12 protein-coding genes and 1 pseudogene are annotated in these 18,975 nt (G+C 36.9%); 8 read left to right on the forward strand and 5 right to left on the reverse strand.

What is annotated here, in order from left to right; translation table 11 throughout:
• Nucleotides 1-89 precede the first annotated feature (89 nt).
• The 4 genes and pseudogenes from ASE74_RS07010 to ASE74_RS07025 all read right to left on the reverse strand — a co-directional run bounded on the left by ASE74_RS07010 (nt 90) and on the right by ASE74_RS07025 (nt 7,543).
• On the reverse strand, nt 90-2,435 hold the full coding sequence (locus ASE74_RS07010; RefSeq protein WP_055906211.1) for a glycoside hydrolase family 127 protein: 2,346 nt from the start codon (nt 2,433-2,435) through the stop codon (nt 90-92).
• Nucleotides 2,436-2,531: 96 nt separating this feature from the next.
• A pseudogene (locus ASE74_RS07015) lies at nt 2,532-3,529 on the reverse strand (virulence RhuM family protein).
• A gap of 188 nt (nt 3,530-3,717) precedes the next feature.
• A complete protein-coding gene (locus ASE74_RS07020; protein WP_082458679.1) occupies nt 3,718-5,046 on the reverse strand; it encodes a rhamnogalacturonan acetylesterase in 1,329 nt (442 codons plus the stop codon).
• Between the two features lie 418 nt (nt 5,047-5,464).
• On the reverse strand, nt 5,465-7,543 hold the full coding sequence (locus ASE74_RS07025; RefSeq protein ID WP_055906214.1) for a hypothetical protein: 2,079 nt from the start codon (nt 7,541-7,543) through the stop codon (nt 5,465-5,467).
• 165 nt (nt 7,544-7,708) lie between these two features.
• On the opposite strand from ASE74_RS07025, the gene ASE74_RS07030 reads away from it, so the two are divergent.
• The 7 genes from ASE74_RS07030 (at nt 7,709) to ASE74_RS07060 (ending at nt 15,744) form a co-directional block, all read left to right on the forward strand.
• Complete coding sequence (locus tag ASE74_RS07030; protein WP_055906217.1) at nt 7,709-8,545, forward strand: alpha/beta fold hydrolase; 837 nt, start codon at nt 7,709-7,711, stop codon at nt 8,543-8,545.
• A 615-nt stretch (nt 8,546-9,160) separates the two neighbouring features.
• Nucleotides 9,161-9,781, forward strand: a complete 621-nt coding sequence (locus ASE74_RS07035; protein WP_055906219.1) for an insulinase family protein — start codon at nt 9,161-9,163, stop codon at nt 9,779-9,781.
• Nucleotides 9,782-9,917: 136 nt separating this feature from the next.
• The gene (locus tag ASE74_RS07040) at nt 9,918-11,267 is read left to right on the forward strand and encodes a M28 family metallopeptidase (RefSeq protein WP_055906629.1); all 1,350 of its coding nucleotides are present in this window, start codon (nt 9,918-9,920) and stop codon (nt 11,265-11,267) included.
• A gap of 44 nt (nt 11,268-11,311) precedes the next feature.
• On the forward strand, nt 11,312-11,785 hold the full coding sequence (locus ASE74_RS07045; protein WP_055906222.1) for a TspO/MBR family protein: 474 nt from the start codon (nt 11,312-11,314) through the stop codon (nt 11,783-11,785).
• Nucleotides 11,786-11,836: 51 nt separating this feature from the next.
• Nucleotides 11,837-14,134, forward strand: coding sequence for a patatin-like phospholipase family protein (locus ASE74_RS07050; protein ID WP_235526024.1), 2,298 nt, complete (start codon nt 11,837-11,839; stop codon nt 14,132-14,134).
• Entirely contained in the window at nt 14,131-14,661 is a 531-nt protein-coding gene (locus ASE74_RS07055; protein ID WP_055906229.1) for a hypothetical protein, read from the forward strand. Before ASE74_RS07050 ends, ASE74_RS07055 begins: the two co-directional genes overlap by 4 nt.
• 513 nt (nt 14,662-15,174) lie before the next feature.
• Entirely contained in the window at nt 15,175-15,744 is a 570-nt protein-coding gene (locus ASE74_RS07060; RefSeq protein WP_055906232.1) for a 2'-5' RNA ligase family protein, read from the forward strand.
• Here ASE74_RS07060 and ASE74_RS07065 read toward each other — a convergent pair whose 3' ends face one another.
• On the reverse strand, nt 15,745-18,168 hold the full coding sequence (locus ASE74_RS07065) for a BamA/TamA family outer membrane protein (RefSeq protein WP_055906235.1): 2,424 nt from the start codon (nt 18,166-18,168) through the stop codon (nt 15,745-15,747).
• Here ASE74_RS07065 and ASE74_RS07070 point away from each other — a divergent pair.
• A complete protein-coding gene (locus ASE74_RS07070) occupies nt 18,159-18,905 on the forward strand; it encodes an RNA methyltransferase (RefSeq protein WP_055906238.1) in 747 nt (248 codons plus the stop codon). The genes ASE74_RS07065 and ASE74_RS07070 overlap by 10 nt on opposite strands.
• The last annotated feature ends 70 nt before the right edge of the window (nt 18,906-18,975 follow it).

Raw genomic sequence — 18,975 nt, forward strand, 5'->3', positions numbered from 1 at the left:
ACCAAGCAAATAACTTAAACACTTCTTGCTGAAATCGTTTCAGCATCCTTAGCACCAATAACAATACTTTATTCACCCACACAATTAGCTTATCTCACCAACCTCACCTCGTATATGTTTGCAATTGCCGATCCCCGATCGGCTACGAATTTCACTTCCAAATCAGTAGTTAAAAGTTCTTTTGAAATTTGATATTCTTGAGTGTAAAATTCATCTCCCTTACTTCCATCTAACTTTACATTACCTATTATGCTACCGTTGATCAAAATAGAAAAACTCCTATTCTTTTCCTTTCCGTAATAAGTTATACTGAGCTTATTTGCAGATAAATCATTATTTTTAAGTACATAACTAAACCATGCTTTACCATTTCTAAAATGCCTCTCCCGGTAGGTTCCGTTATCGGTTTGTTCGCCCTTAAAATTATGATCAGATTCAGGTTGCTGCTCGCCTGGGTTAACCATATCTACTGTTTGTTGTTCAATCTTTAATTGTTTTTCTTCAGCAATTTTAATCGCATTTGCGCGCTCTGACAATGCCTCAGCACTACTATACGGAAAATAAACCACATAGCGTTTATCAGACAAAGTGTAAAAAGGAACTAACTTTAAAGATTTGTATTTTGGTTGATAAATCGCATTTTGAGCGTTGAAAGTTAAACTCTTTTTATCGGTTAGGATTATTTCGCTTTCCAAGGCATTTTTAGTTCCGGTAACCAGTGGCGCATCGCTGATTGGGAATAAAGCACCAGAAGCAATATGCCCCATTCTACTGCCGTCGGCTGTTAAATTGGGCTGATTTAAAGTATCTATAGAAGCCGCAAGTACAATCGGTCCGTGGAGAAAGGCCACCCAATCAGAGCCATCGGGCATAAACTCGGTAGTGGTATGCATCGGTAGCGAAATATTTAGCACATCGCCTGTAGCCCAAACACGGTCGATACTTGCATATCCATTTGCTTCACTTTTAGCATTTACTTTTTTCCCGTTCACCGAAAATGTCATTTTTCCTTGCGCTAGCCAGCCAGGCTGGCGGATATGCAGCGCAAAACGCTGTTTGTTTTTCAACTGAAGTTTAACCGTACTATTCTCAGCATCTGGAAAAAGTGTTTGCTGTGTAAGTTTGATGCTTTTTTCTGTCCAATTTAAAGTTGAAGGAATAAAAAGGTTTATATATAAATCGTTTTTATTGTGTGCGTAAATCAATTCTCCATATTTGCCATGATTTTCCAATCCCGAGCCAACACAACACCAAAAACTTTCCTGCGGACTTGAATAGGTTCGGTAATGCCCCGGACGCATGGGCGTAAAATACACAAAACCACCTTCAGGCCTTTGCGACGAAAGGATATGATTATAAAGTGTACGTTCGTAATAATCGAGATAGGCGTTAGAAGGATCAGCCAAAAACAACTGTTTGGTTAGCTTCAACATATTGTAAGAATTGCAGGTCTCCGGGCCCTCACGCGATTCAATCATCGAAGAAAAGTTATTGGCCGGGTGAAAATGTTCCCTCACACTGTTTCCACCAATGGCAACTGTACGGTGCTCTACTACGGTTTTCCAAAAGAAAGCTGCAGCGTCCGCCCAGTCGGTATTTTTACTTTGCAAAGCAATTTCCTCAAAACCAATTACCTTAGGAATTTGTGTATTTGCATGCAAGCCATTTAAGGCATCAGTATTTTTTAGCAACGGATTTAGGATAGATTGGTCCGAAAACTGTTTTGCTAGTTTAAGATATTTTTGATCACCCGTTATCGCATAAACATGTGCAAAAGTTTCATTTAAGCCTCCATGCTCGCTTTTTAACAATTCTTGTACTTGCTGATCAGATAAGTTTGAAACCAGATCTAAACACCAATCCGTTAATTTAATGAGCATCTGCTTTGCCTTTGCATTGCCCGCAACCGCATAAGCATCGTAAAGGCCAGCGTAAATTTTATGGATGTTGTACAAAGGAACCCATTTTCCATTTAAAGAGAAACTTGATGATTTTATATTTCCAGCTTTGATCTCCTTCCACATTTCTTTCCCCCCTGGAATGCCCGCTAAATAACCATCGCCATTTTTTAGTTGACACTTCTCCAGTTCAGCTATCATATACGCTAACCGTTCCTTCACCCTGGCATCGCCAGTTGAAGCATACATTAAAGCCAAAGCCGATAAATAGTGCCCGCCAATGTGTCCATCCAACCCGGTATTTTCCCAATTGCCATAAGATGTGGCTTTCGGCTGAAGCCCTGCCTCTCTTAAATAAGGAGCTAAAAGCCGATCCGGATTTAAAGCAAGCATGTATTTTTTATCCGTTTCCTGAGCAAGCTTAAATGGTCCATCGAGCAGCCTTATTTCTGTTAAACTGAAGGGCTGCAGGTTGTTTTGTGCAAAGGCCGTTGAGTAAAAAGCGATAAATACGACAGCAGTAATTATTTTTTTCATCTTATTTAAATTGGCAATAAAAACGGGTACTATAGAATTTATGTTTTTTGAATGCTAAATGTGTTATTTCTGGTAAACAGGATAGTTAGCCATAAACTACTTGTTAGATTTTTTATGACTAAGTTTTTTTGCCGTTACTTCTATCTGCTTTAGAAAATCCTTTTCTACCACCGAAAGCTCGTTTTTTGTTTTTTCTTTGTATTTCTCATATTCATCATTTGCTTTTTTTAGAGCTTGCTGGTGACTTACAGTCCCTTTATTTTTTAAAACATCGTTTCCTGTCATTCTAATAAAGTCATCTAAGCGCTCATCCAGTCATTCATATACATAGGTCTTCGATTCAATGCCTGTAATTCTGCAAGCTCTAAATAGGCCGTAACCATTCTATTAAGTACATTTAGTTCATCTGTATTTAAATAGTTCTTGGCAATTTCTGTTTCTTGTTTTGTTGGGTTAACTCCTTTAATGTTTGTCAACCCAAGATTTGGTTTCATGTAATCAATGCGTTGATAGATAATCTCAGCTGCTGTATGTCCATGTGCGGCCCAATGCATTTTATTTTGAACAGTTTGGAAAAACTGGACTGATATTTCCAGTTTAGGATCATAATCAATACTTGTAGCATAAATATCGAGTACTTTTCTCCAAAATATTTTCTCCGAAGAACGGATGTCGCGAATACGGGTTAATAATTCATCAAAATAATTTCCACCACTTTCCTGCTTCAATAAATCATCATTCATTGTAAAACCTTTTACAATGTACTCCCGTAATCGGACAGTTGCCCATTGACGAAATTTTGTTCCCTGCAAACTTTTTACCCGATAACCTACAGAAATAATCACATCAAGATTATAGTAATTTGTTGGTTTGGTAGAAAAATCGGAAATTCCGATTTTTCTCATAGATTCGTCGATTTTTAGCTCATTCTCATTATAGATATTTAATATATGCTCATTTATGGTAGAGCGCGACTTTTGAAATAATGTAGACATCTGCTCAATAGTTAACCAAACCGTTTCATCTTCTAATCGGGTTCCTATTTTTGTTGTTCCGTCTTCTGTTTGATATATAATAATTTTGGTTTCTTCCATTATTAACTTTTACCTTAAGTATTTAATCAGATTTTATTGGTTAAAGTTAAGTTATTAACTTTAGTTGCAACTAAACCACCATTCAATCATTATTTAACTGCAAAGCCGAAGTTTTGTATACTAAATTTGAAATTGGAAATCCTCCATAAAACCTAATATTACCAGGTAAGTTTAGCATTATGCTTATGCTAATTCCCATCAGGTTTTACTACACTACTTTTAGGGCTCTCCGGCCAATGCCAGTTGGAAGGGTTATCAGGTTTTGCAGGATCAAATTTTGGCAAATCATCTACCAAATATTTTGCAATGCCCAATTTTTGCTCCTTAATGCCTAAAATGATGCATTGAGCGATTTCATAGGCACCGTAAGGATTAAAGTGCGTATTATCGGCCAATGCCTTATCCTGACCGGGATAACTGTTGGCTGGATAGTGAACAAATGCTTTTTTTGATGGTTCTTCGCCTAAAGCATTAAAAAGTGTCGATGTCATGGCGTTCAAGTCAATAATCGCAACTTTCTCTTCAGCGGCTACCTTGCGCGCTGCCTCAGGAAAATCCCCTAAAGAATTTACAATTTTCCCGTCAGCACCGAACGATCTTCTGCTTGTTGAAGTAACCACAACCGGGATTCCACCCTTTTTCTTCACTTCTGAAATATAGGTTTTTAACCTTTCTGTATACGATTTGTAAGCACCATCATTTGGACCTTTATCCTTTTGATCGTTATGCCCGAATTCTATAAACAGGTAATCTCCAGGCTTCATTACACTTAAAATCTTTGCTAAGCGTTTACTCCCCAAAAACGAACCAAGTGTTAAGCCCGATTCGGCATGATTGGCGATGGCAACTCCAGGTTTAAAAAAACGTGGAATCATTTGTCCCCACGATGCCCAGGGTTCATCATCCTGGTTTACCACAGTTGAATTTCCGGCCAGAAAAACAGTAACCTCATCTTCAACTTTTGTAATATCGAGTGCTTGTAATGCAGTTTGATGATCAAATTCCAGTGTAAGTTTATCATCCCAGTCGAGTTTACTGAGTTCACGAGGTTTTAGCGAAACCACTTGCCCGTCGTTAATGTGTTTATCTTTAACGTTTACAATAAAAGTTTTTGTTACCGATTGGCCAGCAGCGGTTGTTACATTCTCAAGCATCAATCTTCTTGATTCGGCCTTTACCGTGCTTAATGCACCTGTTTTTGGATCGCCAAAAGTTACCGTGATTTTATAATTGCCTTCGGGAACTGCTACCGAGAAATAAAATGGCTGATTACTTTTTACCAAATCCGATGTTAAAGAATTCTTTCCCCCGCGGTCAATCCCCTCCACTTTCGAGTCAAAATCAAAACCATAGCCTTTTTCTTTGGTGTAAGCATCGGTAGGTAAAACTTGCGTATATCCCTTGGCAACCTTTCCAGGTCCGAAATCAAATTTATAACCTGTTTTTTGCTGTGCCTGTACTAAATTGGCCATTAAACCAAGAAAAATAAATGGTTTAATAAACTTTTGAATGCTCATATGGTTTGTTTTTATTCAATCTGTTTTGGAATGAGATAATCCAGATTGCTTTCTTTTAAAATTTGGTTAAATAAACGTCTATCAGACATTTATTAACGAATATATAAAAACAATTCCCATTTAAACCCTAAGTGCACAGAACATTTAAAAATTTAATTTTATTTGTTCATAATCCTCTCAAATAAAGCAGCATTTGGAAATTATTAATACGAATTTTGTTCAAAAATTCATTTAAAATAAAAGGAGATTATTAAAAAATCTGCTCACTTCATTCATCATTCCCCCACAGGAGGGAATCTTAAAGCTAATTACGATTTCAAGTTTACTACAATTTGAATATTCAATAGAAAAATCATCCTCTCTACCAGAGCATTGGGAAGTAAAGAGATCATTAAACTATGTTATCAAATAAAAACCATTATTCCAACCAAACCATTTGTGTAAACGCACCATTGGTTGCAATATCCCAGGCCTCTACCCTAGCCCATTTACGGCCTTTCAAATTTACCGACCAACTAAAGTCCTTTTTACCAAAAGCCTTGGTATTGTTCAAATTAATGCGATCGCGGTATACCTTTACCCCATCACCCGAAACTATTTCTACAAAACTTAAAGGAAATGTCCAGTTGAGTTGCATGTTTATTGTTGCTTTACTGCTATTATCAATCTTCAAAGTTTCTCCAGCACCTTTTCCGTTAATATTAAAGCTTGGAATCAATACTTCACCAGTTGATACAAAAAACTTTCCCTTTTGCATTACATCTAAAACTGGCTGCCATCCGTCGGTATAATTAGGCACTTTATCCAACTGTAAATAATTTACATTTAAGTGCGCATACATTTCATTTTGCCCGGTAATGGTAAAGATATCCGCCTCAGAGATTACATGTTTTTTTAAACCCCAATTGGCCATATCATCCATCAGGTTCAATACCCTTTTACTTAAAGTGGGTAACGACAAATCGCCGGGAATAGCCTTCCATGCAGCACCCAGAAAAGTTTCCGATTTAAAAAAATCTTCTTCCTTGTATTTGTCCGGATAACCGGTAGATGCTTTGGTTCGCGCATGGGCAGTCCAGGCTAAACCATGTTCCTGCTCCAATAATTTAAGCATTTCTGCTTTATCATTAATGCGATAAACTTTACCATATTTTGGATCATTACTTTCGAAAGGCTGATCAGTTTTCCTCGACATAATCCAGTAAATCGGTTTAGGAAAAAATGCCAGCCAATGGCCGCCATAAAAATTATTTGCTTCTTCGCCAGGCAGCAATAAAAAATTAGGATCAGATAACCTTTTCGTTTCCTTAAACAACGCATCCAATTCTTTTAACCTTATAGAATCTGGTCCTTTTGGATGACCAGGGCCATGAAATTCAGCCAGCTTTACAATATTTAAACCCGTTTTCTTAAGTACCTCAACAAATTCGGGTTTTTCAGGAATGGGTTTCCCACTTAGCACCACATCCGAAATAAATTCATTATGAAAGTGGCTCGCCATTGTTTTATAGCCTGCTAAAGGTGCGTAAGTATCATTATGGGTAAATTTTTTAACCTCAGCTAAAGTTTCAGCTGCCTTGCCTGTGCTTAATAAACAGAAAAAATTAAGTCGCTGTTTCGTATTTGGCGGTGCATTAAACCATGGCACATAACGTTTATCGCCCAACGGATCTTGACGGATGCCTATTCCATAATCAGCTATTAAATTTAAATAATTACTCCCTTTCCAGGTAAATTTTAGGTTAAAAGCCTCATCTAAGGGATAAAAATATTGATGTGGCGCAGGAAACAATGCCAAACTACCGCCATTATTTTCGCCAATTACCGTACGGTATTTTACCTCCAGGTTTTTACTTTGATCGGTTTTAATTCCTTTTTCATGTTGAATGTTCCCCTTCACATCACTCCAGGCTACATTTGCCCATACTTCCTTTTTACTGGTTAAACCTGCATCATATAAAATAGCTGTTGAATCTTTTTCGGTAGATACCACCGCAGCAACATTAAATAAAGGACTTCCATTGTAAAAAGTAATTTCCAAATTGCCCTTAAATGGTTCACTATAAATACCGGCTATTTTTACAACAGTTTGCGCACCATGGGTAGCCACACTGGTAAGTCCTTTATTAAACTTAACAGCATTTGTGGTATACGGCCTGGTTGGCACGCGATCGAAAAACACATCCCATCCACCGCTCGAAGAGCTTAATGTACGTTTACCTACACGTAAAATAAAGGCAGGATCGAGATTAGCGGCAATTTCTTTAAAAGCATTCTTTTTACCCAGCAGCAAACGTTTAAATAATGGTTTTGAAGGGTCGAGATCTAAAACCATCTTTCCAAAGTTACCGTTACCTACTGGCCAGGTAAGCATGAGTTCCTTTTTATTTGAGGAAACCAGGGTTCCATTTTGTTTAAAAGATTTTAAATTAACCTGACCTTGTGCATTTATTACGCAGGAAAAAAATATTAAAAAGGAGAAAACAGCAATTTTCATAGGGAAAATAAGGTTTTTATTGGTTAGCGGATGAAGGGAAAGATAATGATTATGAGCAAAATATCTATTGTTCATTAAAAATCCAGTGCTTCTTGTTCATTATTTCTTTTTTTTAAAATAGTTGATAACATTCCTTATCTTGATATTAATTTAAAGCTGAGCAAATTGAATCACATACTTGAAAGAAATAATGTAAAAATTTTGGGTGAAGGCACCCAGGTAATGTTGTTTGCACACGGCTTCGGCTGTGCCCAAAGTTCATGGAAATTTATTACGGATGCTTTTCTTGCAGATTATAAAGTAATTTTATTTGATTATGTGGGTTCTGGAGATTCAGACATGAGCCAATACGACAAGCAAAAGTATGCAACTTTAGAAGGTTACGCATGCGACGTAATCGACATTATTGAAGCACTAAACCTAACGGATATTATTTTTGTTGGGCACTCAGTAAGCAGTATGATTGGTATGATTGCCGCTTTACAGATTCCTGAAGCCTTTAAAAAACTAATTTTCATCGGTCCTTCACCAAGATACCTGAACGATGGAGATTATATTGGTGGTTTTAATACCAGTGACATTGAAACCATATTTGAACACATTGCCGAAGATTATGTTGGCTGGAGTAAACAACTTGCACCAGTGGTGATGGATAATCCATCGAAACCGGAGCTATCAGACTTTTTACAGGAATGTTTCGAAGCAACTGACCCAAGCGTTGCACTTGCTTTTGCAATGGCCACTTTTAAAGCCGATTATAGAGATAAGCTAAAAAACCTTGAAATACCAAGCCTTACGCTACAAAGTTCAAACGATATAATTGCTCCCCTTTCTGCAGGAGAGTTTATCCATAAAAATACGCCAGACAATTTTTTGGTTGTAATGAAAGCTACCGGTCATTTTCCTCACATCAGTGAACCTGAGGAAACAATCAAAGAAATAAAAGATTTTATCGAAGAAATTAGCTTAAAATCAGCATCCGATCACTTATACGCCTCTTAACAATCAATTAAATATCAAAAGGGTAAAAGACCTGCAATATTTGTGTTAACGCTTTAGCATGTTCCAAATGATTAACAGCTGGTACTGGATCGTTATATTTTCTTTACCCCAACCATCAATTTAATTTAAGCTGCTAGATCAACTTCCCTATTTTCTGTTCATAAGCTGCACTTATTAATCCTGATTCTTCTAAGTTAAAGTTGAGGAAGAATTAAAAACTCCTGCCAGCTTTATCTCTTATTATAGCAATGCTTCATTTTTCCTATCAAATTATAGTAATCTGCTCAATTAATATTAGAAATCAAGCATTCAAATCATTGCTTCCTCGATATAAAATTTCAGAACACAAGTTTGTGATACACAGTACAATTATCAGATTAATATCACAAAAATGACAAAATAAAACCAGCAGGAATATTTTGCCTAAAAACTAATGAACAAAATGAATAAAATCTATATTTGCAGAAAACCATTCGCATTTTCAGCACGTATATACGCCCGTTCATCTAGGAAATTTGCTTGTCAAACCCTCAGATATAGCCCAAAAAATGAATTTAAGCTTGATTTCAATTAACACACAAAAAAACCATTATACACAAAAATCGAAAGAATAAAATGAACAAAATTAAAACTATCGCCATTGCATCACTAAGCATCCTGTCTATTTATACTGCTAAAGCACAATCTTTTAAAGAACCTGTTGGCTATAAACTTAAAAATGGCATGAACATCATTATTTCAGAAAATGACCGTTCACCAAAAGCGTATTCGAGCTTCACACTTGATAATAAAGCTTTCACTGATAAAAAAGACGGAGTTGTTGAATTGTTAAATGCGGTATTAAACGAAAACGTAACTAAAAACTCAAACATCAGTTTTAAAGATAATAGCGGTAAATTGGCTACCTCAAATGCAGATCTTGAAAAAGATTTAACCGCAATGGCAAATTTAATTGAAAACGCGACTATAGATAGAAGTACTTTCAATACTGCAAAAGCAAAATTAATTGCCAGCTTAAAATTGCAGGATTATGATTACGATCAAACTGTAAACGAAAAATCTATCAACGCATTAACACTTGCTGATGTTCAGGATTTTTATAAACAAATTACTCCAGAAAAAACTTTTCTAACAATTGCTGGTGATGTAGAATTAAGCACAGCAAAATCATCTGCTAAAAAAGCTTTTGGCAACTGGAACAAATCAGAAATTGTAGCTTCGGCTATTTCAAAATAGTATTATAATGTCGTCTATTAGCCCTTTGATTAGTCTCAAAGGGCTTTTTTATGCCCAAAATGTTACAGAAAACCTCATTTATTGCGATTTTTTTTACTGTATCATTCAATATATTAGCCTTCTGAATATTATTTTGATGAAAAAACGCTATACCTTACTATTAATTGCCTTTACAAGTTTATCTGCATCAGCACAAACCGTGGTAAACCGCAATACAGATATTGATAAAATGGTAAAATCTGTAAATCAGGATTCCTTAAAATCATATACCAGCAAAATGGTTGCTTTTGGAACAAGAAATACGCTGAGCGACATTAAAAGTAAATCGAATGGAATTGGTGCAGCGAGAAACTGGGTTGTAACTAAGTTTAACCAGTTTGCCAAACAAAGCGATGGACGGCTTACCGCATATTTAGATACCACAACCTTTAAACCAGATGGCAAAAGAGTAGATCAGCCAACGTTGCTCGGCAATGCAGTTGCCGTATTAAAAGGTACCGATCAAAATGACAAACGTGTGTATGTAGTAAGCGGGCACCTTGATAGCCGTGTTACCGATGTAATGAACAGAACCAGCAATGCACCCGGTGCCAACGATGATGGCAGTGGTGTAGCAGGTGTAATTGAGGCCGCACGGATTATGAGCCAGTACAAATTTGCTGCAACCATAATTTTTGTTGCCGTAAGCGGAGAAGAACAATCGCTATTGGGTTCAGGATTTATGGCTGCAAAAGCAAAAAAAGAAAACTGGAATATTGATGCCATGCTGAACAATGATATGATTGGCAGCAACAACAGCAGCGAAACCCAAATTATCGACAATACTAAACTGCGCGTATTTAGCGAAGGTTTACCCAGCTACGAATTGGATAAAAACGCGAAAAGCATCCGTCAGTTCGGTTTAGAAAATGATGGGAAAAGCCGTCAGTTAGCCCGATATGTTAAAGAAATTGGCGAACGCTACGTAGATCAGTTAGAAGTTAAATTAATTTATAGAAACGATAGGTTTTTACGTGGAGGCGATCATACACCTTTTGTAGAAAATGGATTTACAGCTGTACGCATTACTGAAATGAACGAAAATTTTGATCACCAGCACCAGGATCTGCGAACAGAAAAAGGTGTAAAATACGGCGATTTACAGGAATTTATGGATTTCGAATACCTCCGTAAAAACACAGGGGTAAATATCGCAGTACTGGCCAATCTGGCAAAAGCACCCACCGCACCCACCGAAGTAAAAGTGGATGTTAAAAACCTGAGTAATTCTACCTTTTTATATTGGAAAGCACCTGTTAATGGCAATGTTAAAGGTTATTATGTTTTAATGCGCGAAACCAGCAGTGCAGTATGGGAAAAGAAATTTTTTACCACCGCAACAGAAATGAAATTACCTTACAGTAAAGACAATTATTTATTTGCCGTACAAAGCGTTGGAAATGAAGATAATGAAAGCCTGCCTGTAGTACCTGGGATTGGCAGATAATAAAACTTTTAGGTTTTACCATTGTTTAAACTCAAATTTACGGCATGAAATTTAAACCACTGGCTTTTATTGTTAATATCGCCATTACTTTGAGCATTGGCGCTTTAGGCGGATGGGCAACTTTTCAATCTGTTAAAACATGGTACCCGACGTTAAATAAACCTTCTTTTAATCCGCCAGACAAGCTTTTTGGACCAGTTTGGACAACATTATATATTATTATCGGTATAGCTGCTTACCTGGTTTGGATAAAACGCGATAAAATTGTTCATTTTCCCCGTACCGTTGCGATCTATTTTATCCAGTTAATTTTAAATTTAGCCTGGTCATTTATTTTCTTCTACCTGCATGAGGTAGGATTTGCCTTAGCCGAAATTATCCTATTGTTGATTATGATTGTGATTAACGGCTTGGTTTTCTATAAAATAGATAAATGGGCAGGGCTGATTTTTATTCCATATTTACTTTGGGTAAGTTTTGCCACTATTTTAAATTATAACATTTTCATTTTGAACTGATTTTAGAAAGAAAACACCTATTTTTAGGGAGTGGTAACTTTTAAAAGATTTTTGCTGATACTTTTCGTTTTGTGCTGTAACCAATTACAAGCGCAAAAAGTAGGCCTTGTATTTAGTGGAGGTGGTGCCAAAGGTTTATCGCACATCGGTACCTTAAAAGCCCTTGAAGAAAATCATATCCCGATAGATTATATCACCGGAACATCAATGGGTGGTATTGTTGGTGCCATGTATGCTGCAGGTTACAGTCCGGCACAGATAGAAAAAATAGCCTTAAGCAGCGATTTTCAGAATTGGATAAATGGCCGTTATACGAGCGATTACACCTATTATTTCCAAAAAAATGCTCCAAATGCTTCAATGTTGACGGCAAAAGTGGCTATAGATACCGGTTTTCATTTTAGTTTCCGCTCCAACCTCATTAACGATATCCCTTTAAATTTCGCCTTTTTGGAGCTTTTCTCGCAGGCATCTGCGGTGTCTAAAGATAATTTCGATAACCTTTTTGTGCCTTACCGCTGCATGGTGGCTGATGTACTTTCGCAAAAAAGTATTACGGTAAGCAAAGGCAGTTTAGCCGAAGCTGTAAGGGCAACCATGACGGTTCCGATTATTTACCGCCCGATTAAACTGGATGGCAAATACGTGTTTGACGGCGGTTTATACAATAATTTTCCTGCTGATGTAATGGAAAGAGATTTTAAACCCGATTATGTGATCGGTGCCAATGTTTCTTCCAAAACATACAACGAATACCCAAAAAACATCGATGATCGTTTAATGAACCGCTTTTTGGTGTACATGTTTCTTTCCAAATCAGATTCTACCATGATCGGGAAAAACGGCGTTTATATTCAGCCAAATCTTGCAGCTTACAGCGTTACCAATTTTGCTCCTGTAGAAGAATTAATTAAAAAAGGTTACGATGCTACAATGGCCGATATGCCCAGAATTAAGGCTTTAATCAGCAAAAGGGTTAGCGATGAAGAACTGGCCAAAAGAAGGGAAATGTTTAATGCCAGAAAACCAGAACTTAAATTCAGTAATGTTACCGTATCGGGTGTTAATGCACAGCAAAAAAAGTATGTGGAGCGGCTTTTTAAAAGCGATAAAAGCACATTCGACCTAAAGGATATCAGGCGGGGTTATTATAAACTGGTTGCCGATCAAACCTTTGAAACTGTTTACCCCAAAATATCCTACCAGGCCGCAACCGATAGTTATACCTTTGAGGTGGTGGCACAGCCTAAAAAAAGCTTTAAATTGGATCTTGGCGGAAATATTTCAACCCGGCCGATCAGCAATGTATTTCTGGGAGCACAGTACAATTACCTCGATAGAAAATCATACACCTTCGGAACCAGTTTTTATTCGGGCCGTTTCTACGAATCAGTACAATTGAACGGACGCATAGATTATCCAACGAAATTGCCCTTGTTTTTAGCAGCCGAATTAACCTATAACCACTGGAATTTTTACAACACCAGTCAGATTTTTATCGAGAACCCCCACCCCATCTACATCGAGCAATCCGATCGAAAAATTGATCTCATGGTAGGGATGCCTTTAAATTATAATACCAAAATTGTACTCCATTCTACATTTATTAACAATAGCGATAATTATAGTCCAAACAGTACATTCGGTGTTGGCGATGTATTGGATGAAACAGTTTTTAATGGCTTTAGAGGTTCCTTTAATCTCGAAAAAAATTCCCTTAACAGGAAACAATATGCCACAAGGGGCCAAAGCTTTTCGTTAAGCTTAAATTATACCACAGGTCGCGAAAACTATAACCCGGGCAATATTTTCCGTTCTACACCAGGTTTTGTAAAAATACCGGGCAGCAGTCATTTGCGCCAATGGGGAAGTATTAAACTCACACAGGAAAATTATTTTCTGCACCTTAAAAAATACACTTTGGGTTATATTGTAGAAGGGGTAATTTCCAATCAGCCTTTGTTCAGCAATTATTACGCAACACTTCTTACCGCTCCGGCGTTTTATCCGTTACAAGATAGCAGATCCCTCTTCCTTGATAAATTTAGGGCCACTACTTATGCTGCCGGTGGTATAAAAAACATTTATAATGTTAAAAAAAATCTTGATTTTAGATTGGAAGGTTATTTATTTTTGCCTCACAAGGAATTTGAACTGAATAATTTCCAGGATGTAGATTATGCCAGGGCCATCACAAAAATACGTTATGCAGGCACTGCAGGCTTGGTTTACCATTCACCGCTCGGCCCTGTCAGTTTAAGTTATAATTTATATAATGACGCTGTTAAAAGAAATGGTGTATTATTGCATATCGGTTATTTAATTTACAATAAACGTTCTATCGAATGAAACGAATCTTACTTTTATGTACACTGTGTTTAATAGGTTTCCTGGGATCAGCACAAACCGCAGCCATTAATAATTTTCTGATAAAAGAGAATTTGCTTAAAAACAATAAACTGGCCATTATAGCAGCAGATTCACTGAACAATCCAAACGAAAATATAAATGGCACTTACACCTTTAGTGTGAGTGGATTTACGCAGATATTGAAGTTTAACGATGGTATCGCTGTGCTTCCGTTACCTATCGATAAATCTACTTTTGTTTACATTAAACACCAGAACGATACAGGAACACACAGCAAACTGGTTTATGTATATAAGAAAGATACAGATTTAACTCCTTACGCCATCAATAGCTTATGGCTTTTTATCATTCCGATTGCACTCATTATCATTGCTTTTGCTTTCCGTAAACTCATCATATTTGTGGTGATTGTGTTTTTGGTATTTGTATATTTTAACCACAGCAACGGATTAAACCTTTCTACGTTTTTTGAAAGTATTTTTGATGGCCTAAAGAACCTCGTCTGAGAAAGAGTTGTCAACTTTAAGGCTTAAGCCCACTTACGCTCAGGCTCGTTTTTAACGAGCGTGTAAATAATAATCGTTTATAACGATACGTCACACAAAACGAGCAAAAGGGCACTATTAGCCGGAATTTCCGTTAATCCTCAACACCGACAGACAGTAATCTTAAACCATTTTTTAGAAAAGCAATGCTTGTGGTGCTTCGGATATACCCGTCCCGCCCTTTGCTTAATCCCGATGAAACTAATCTATTATTATTAAAATTCATTTAAACATCGGGATAACGCTGTCGGTCGGGTTTATTGAACAGCGGAAAATCATTAGCAGATCAATAAGTGGTTAGTGGAAACCTGAACCACTGCAACAAGGTTATTTTATCCTCAATTGTAGCACTTATTAGGCCTTTTAAACGTGCTGCTAAATAAAAGCTTTTGTAACTGCTTTCTACAAAAGAAATGTTGCTTTAGCAAACGATAATTAATTTCGATTTACTAATATTTTTAGTAAATTTGAGTTATGGAAAACCTATATTTAGTTTGTTTAATACCACCAGCTTCAATAGTGGAGGATATTGACGAAATGAGGATTTATATTTCGGAGAAATTCAAAGTATACGAATCATTAAAACGGCCTGCACACATAACTTTATATCCTCCTGTTAAATTATCATCACTAGAAGCCGAGAAAAGATTTTTTAAAGCACTTGAAGATGCCGCTTATGGCATTCCTTTTACGCAGGTACTGCGAAACTTTAGTTCATTCCACGAAAAAACATTTTACCTTGATGTAGAACAAAATGAGGGTTTAATGAAGCTGGAAAAACAGATTACTAAAGAATTACAACCTTTAAAACTGATAGAGAATAAGGAGAAGTTCAATCCGCATCTAACCTTGGCTTTCAGGGATGTAAAACTACCCGTTTTTCAACAGCTTTTAGCCGAATTTAAAGACAGAAAATTCAAGCGAGAATTTCAGGTTTCATCATTTTCAGTTTACAAACATCAAGACAAAAGATGGCAACCTTTTAAAGAATTTGCGTTGAAGAATCCCGATTCAAAAGCCAGGCCACTAAGCCTGTTTGATTAATTAAAACGGCATCCCGATCCCGAAGTTATATTGTAAAAAACGATAAGTATCAGGACCATGTGTTGAGTTATAATTGTCTTTAAAATCTCTCGCTCCGGATAAGAATTTACTGATCACCCATTGATCTGATCCAACAAATTGCGGATCTTTCAGCTTTAAGCCCACATCAAACCTGAATACAAAATACTGCACGTCATACCTTAACCCCAAACCTGTACCAATAGCCAATTGCTGTACAAATTTGTTAAATTTAAACACTGTCTGCTCATCAAGTGTTGGGGTTCCAACCAAAATTGATTCGCCTTTACGGAGATTCCATACATTACCGGCATCAACAAATGCAGCACCTTTTAAGGTGGCGCCGAAAAAATTCTTGGCTACAGTAAACCGGTACTCAAAGTTTGTTTCAATACGCATGGTACCTAACTGATCCAGGCCATAAAAAGCTCTTCTTAAAGTATCACTTCTTAAAAGTCCTCTATCATAGTTTCCCGGCCCTATGGTTCTCGCCTGCCATGCCCTGATCCCACTTGATCCTCCTGCAAAAAACTGTTTCTCAAAAGGAATACCTGTTTGCACTGAATTGCCATAAGCATAGGCAACACCTGCATTTAAGCGGGCAATAAACTGCCGTTCGCCACCTAAGTGTTTATACCACCTGATATCAACTTCAGGGCGCATATACTGGTTAAATGGCAAACCTAAAATTTTAGCAGGATCGTTATTGGCAGGATCATTTTTGGCTCCGGTAAGCTTGGAAATACCTTGCAGCATATTACCTGCAATATCCATTCCTGCCCTTAAATAGACGAAAGACCTGAATTCATTCAACTTATTTGCATTTAAAGTATAGGTATACTTCATGCCCAATGTTAAATCCTTACGGCCAAGCAAAGTAGAATAATAAAGGTTATTTAAAACAGTTTGCGCATCTACATTAGGATCTAAGTTTCCAAAGCGGTATTCGAAATTTAAAGGGGTAAAAGAGTGTAATTTAGATTTAGTTTCCACCCAATCGTAAGTAATAGAATTGATAAAAATCCTTCTTACCGAAACATCTTTTTGCAAAGCATAAATGTAACTACTTGAAAATGTGGTATGTGGCATTCCGTTACCCCCAAGCGTAGGATTATAGAAAGGAATCATCAACCTCGGCACCGTAATACTGGCGCTGATCGAAAAATCGCGCTGATAAATATCGCTGAAAACCTTTGCTCCATTCCCAATTCTGGATTGCAACCCACCTTTAAGTTGTAATTCAAACCTTTCGGCCCCTCTAAACAGGTTGTTATTTGTGTAAGTATTACTAATGTTAAACCCCACCGTACCGCCATTAAAAGGCACCTCACCTTCTACCCGGTTGCTCATTACTTTCTGAGGGATAAGCTGAATTACGGCATTTACCTTATTCGAAGTGCTATCTCTTCTAAAATAATCAATTTTAACATTTTTGAAAATATTTAGCTCATATAAGCGATCGTAGGTTAAGTTCTCGTTGCGAATGTCGTAAAGTTCACCTTGCTTTAAAAAATCGTATCTCACAATCGGATTTCTTCTATATCGCTTAGAGAAATCGGTGAATACTATTCCGTTTAACGTATCCTTGCTCAATTTATAACGAACAGAATCCGGAAAACCATCCGGATTTGGTGCAATAATCATATGTGTATAACCGATATTGAACTGTTTATGCGGTCCATCTGCGGGATCGGTAACATTTAAATTCAAATCAATTTTATTGGTTTTAGAGCTGGGTTCGGCACCATAAACATCAAAATTTACATAAGGCCTTAAAAAATAGAAATAGCCGTTTTCTTTCATAATACGATAAATCTGTTCCCTTTCATAAGTTAATGAATCCTCATCGTATTGCATGCCTTTGTGCAAATGGCTCACCAACGCCTTATTCGTTTCGTAAAGATTTTTAATATTCGCATTTGGGATCGAATCTGTAAGCTTATCTATAAAATAAGCAGGCCCTGGTTTAGCACTGAATATAACTTCTGCTTTTTTATCTGCTACTTTTATGGCTGCAGCTACTTCTGCCTGCCGGTAACCTTTACTTTTTAAAAATTTCTGGATCTGGGTTCTCGAAATTTCTACCAAAGTACTATCCAGAATAGCGGGTGGCGTACCAAAAGGCTTAATATCGTTGGTTTTATACCTGCCATCTTTCGTATTGAAAAGGTTATATAACGGTACCTGAATACTTAGCTTGGAGGCAGGTCGGAGATCTTTCTGTACGTAATTATAAGCTTGCTCCTCAAATTTCGCATCTATGCTATCAATAGTAACCTTTTTCACGATCGATTGATAGTCGGCAATGTATTTAGTTGATGAACAGGCCTGAATTAAAACAATAATAAATAGTAATATTGCAGTGCTTTTCAGTTTAATATTTATTGAGTTTTGGTATGCTTTCAAAATCACAGATTAGTTTTATAAAGTCGTTACATCAAAAAAAACACCGTAAAGAACATGGGTTATTTATAGTTGAAGGTATTAAATCCATAAAAGAATTTATTCAGTCAAGCTTCCAGATCCATACGTTATTTTACAACAGCGAACAATACAATTTGTTACCCAAATTGCCTGCAAATATAAACTTATTTGAAGTAAAGAACGCTGAATTAGACAAGATTAGTGCGTTACAAACCCCGCAAGGTTTTTTAGCATTGGTTCACATCCCTAAAAACGAGGAAATAGACCTCAATGTATTAAAAAATCAGTTTACTTTAGTGTTGGATGGTGTTCAGGATCCGGGCAACATGGGTACCATTATCAGAACTGCAGATTGGTTTGGTTTTAAAAATATAATCTGCTCTTTAGATTGCGTAGAAGTATTTAATCCAAAAACAGTACAGGCCACTATGGGCTCATTGGCAAGGGTAAATATTTATGAAGCAGATTTACCGGGGCTGTTGGCTAAAAACTCCATACCTGTTTTCGGGGCTTTGTTAGATGGCGAATCGATTTACAAAACCCAATGGGGAAAAGAAGGATTGGTAATTTTGGGCAATGAAGGGAAAGGAATATCACCAGAGGTAATCAAAAAAATAAATAAGCCGGTAACCATTCCGAGAATTGGAGAAGCAGAATCGTTAAACGTGGCTGTAAGTGCTGCAATCTTTTGCGCTGAGTTAGTGAGAGTTCGAAATTAAAACGATTTTTATTGAGATATTATTTGCGGGCTAACTAATAATTGCTATTTTTGCAGCCTTGAATTTAAAA

It is taken from the genome of Pedobacter sp. Leaf216 (assembly GCF_001421515.1).
Lineage (GTDB): Bacteria > Bacteroidota > Bacteroidia > Sphingobacteriales > Sphingobacteriaceae > Pedobacter.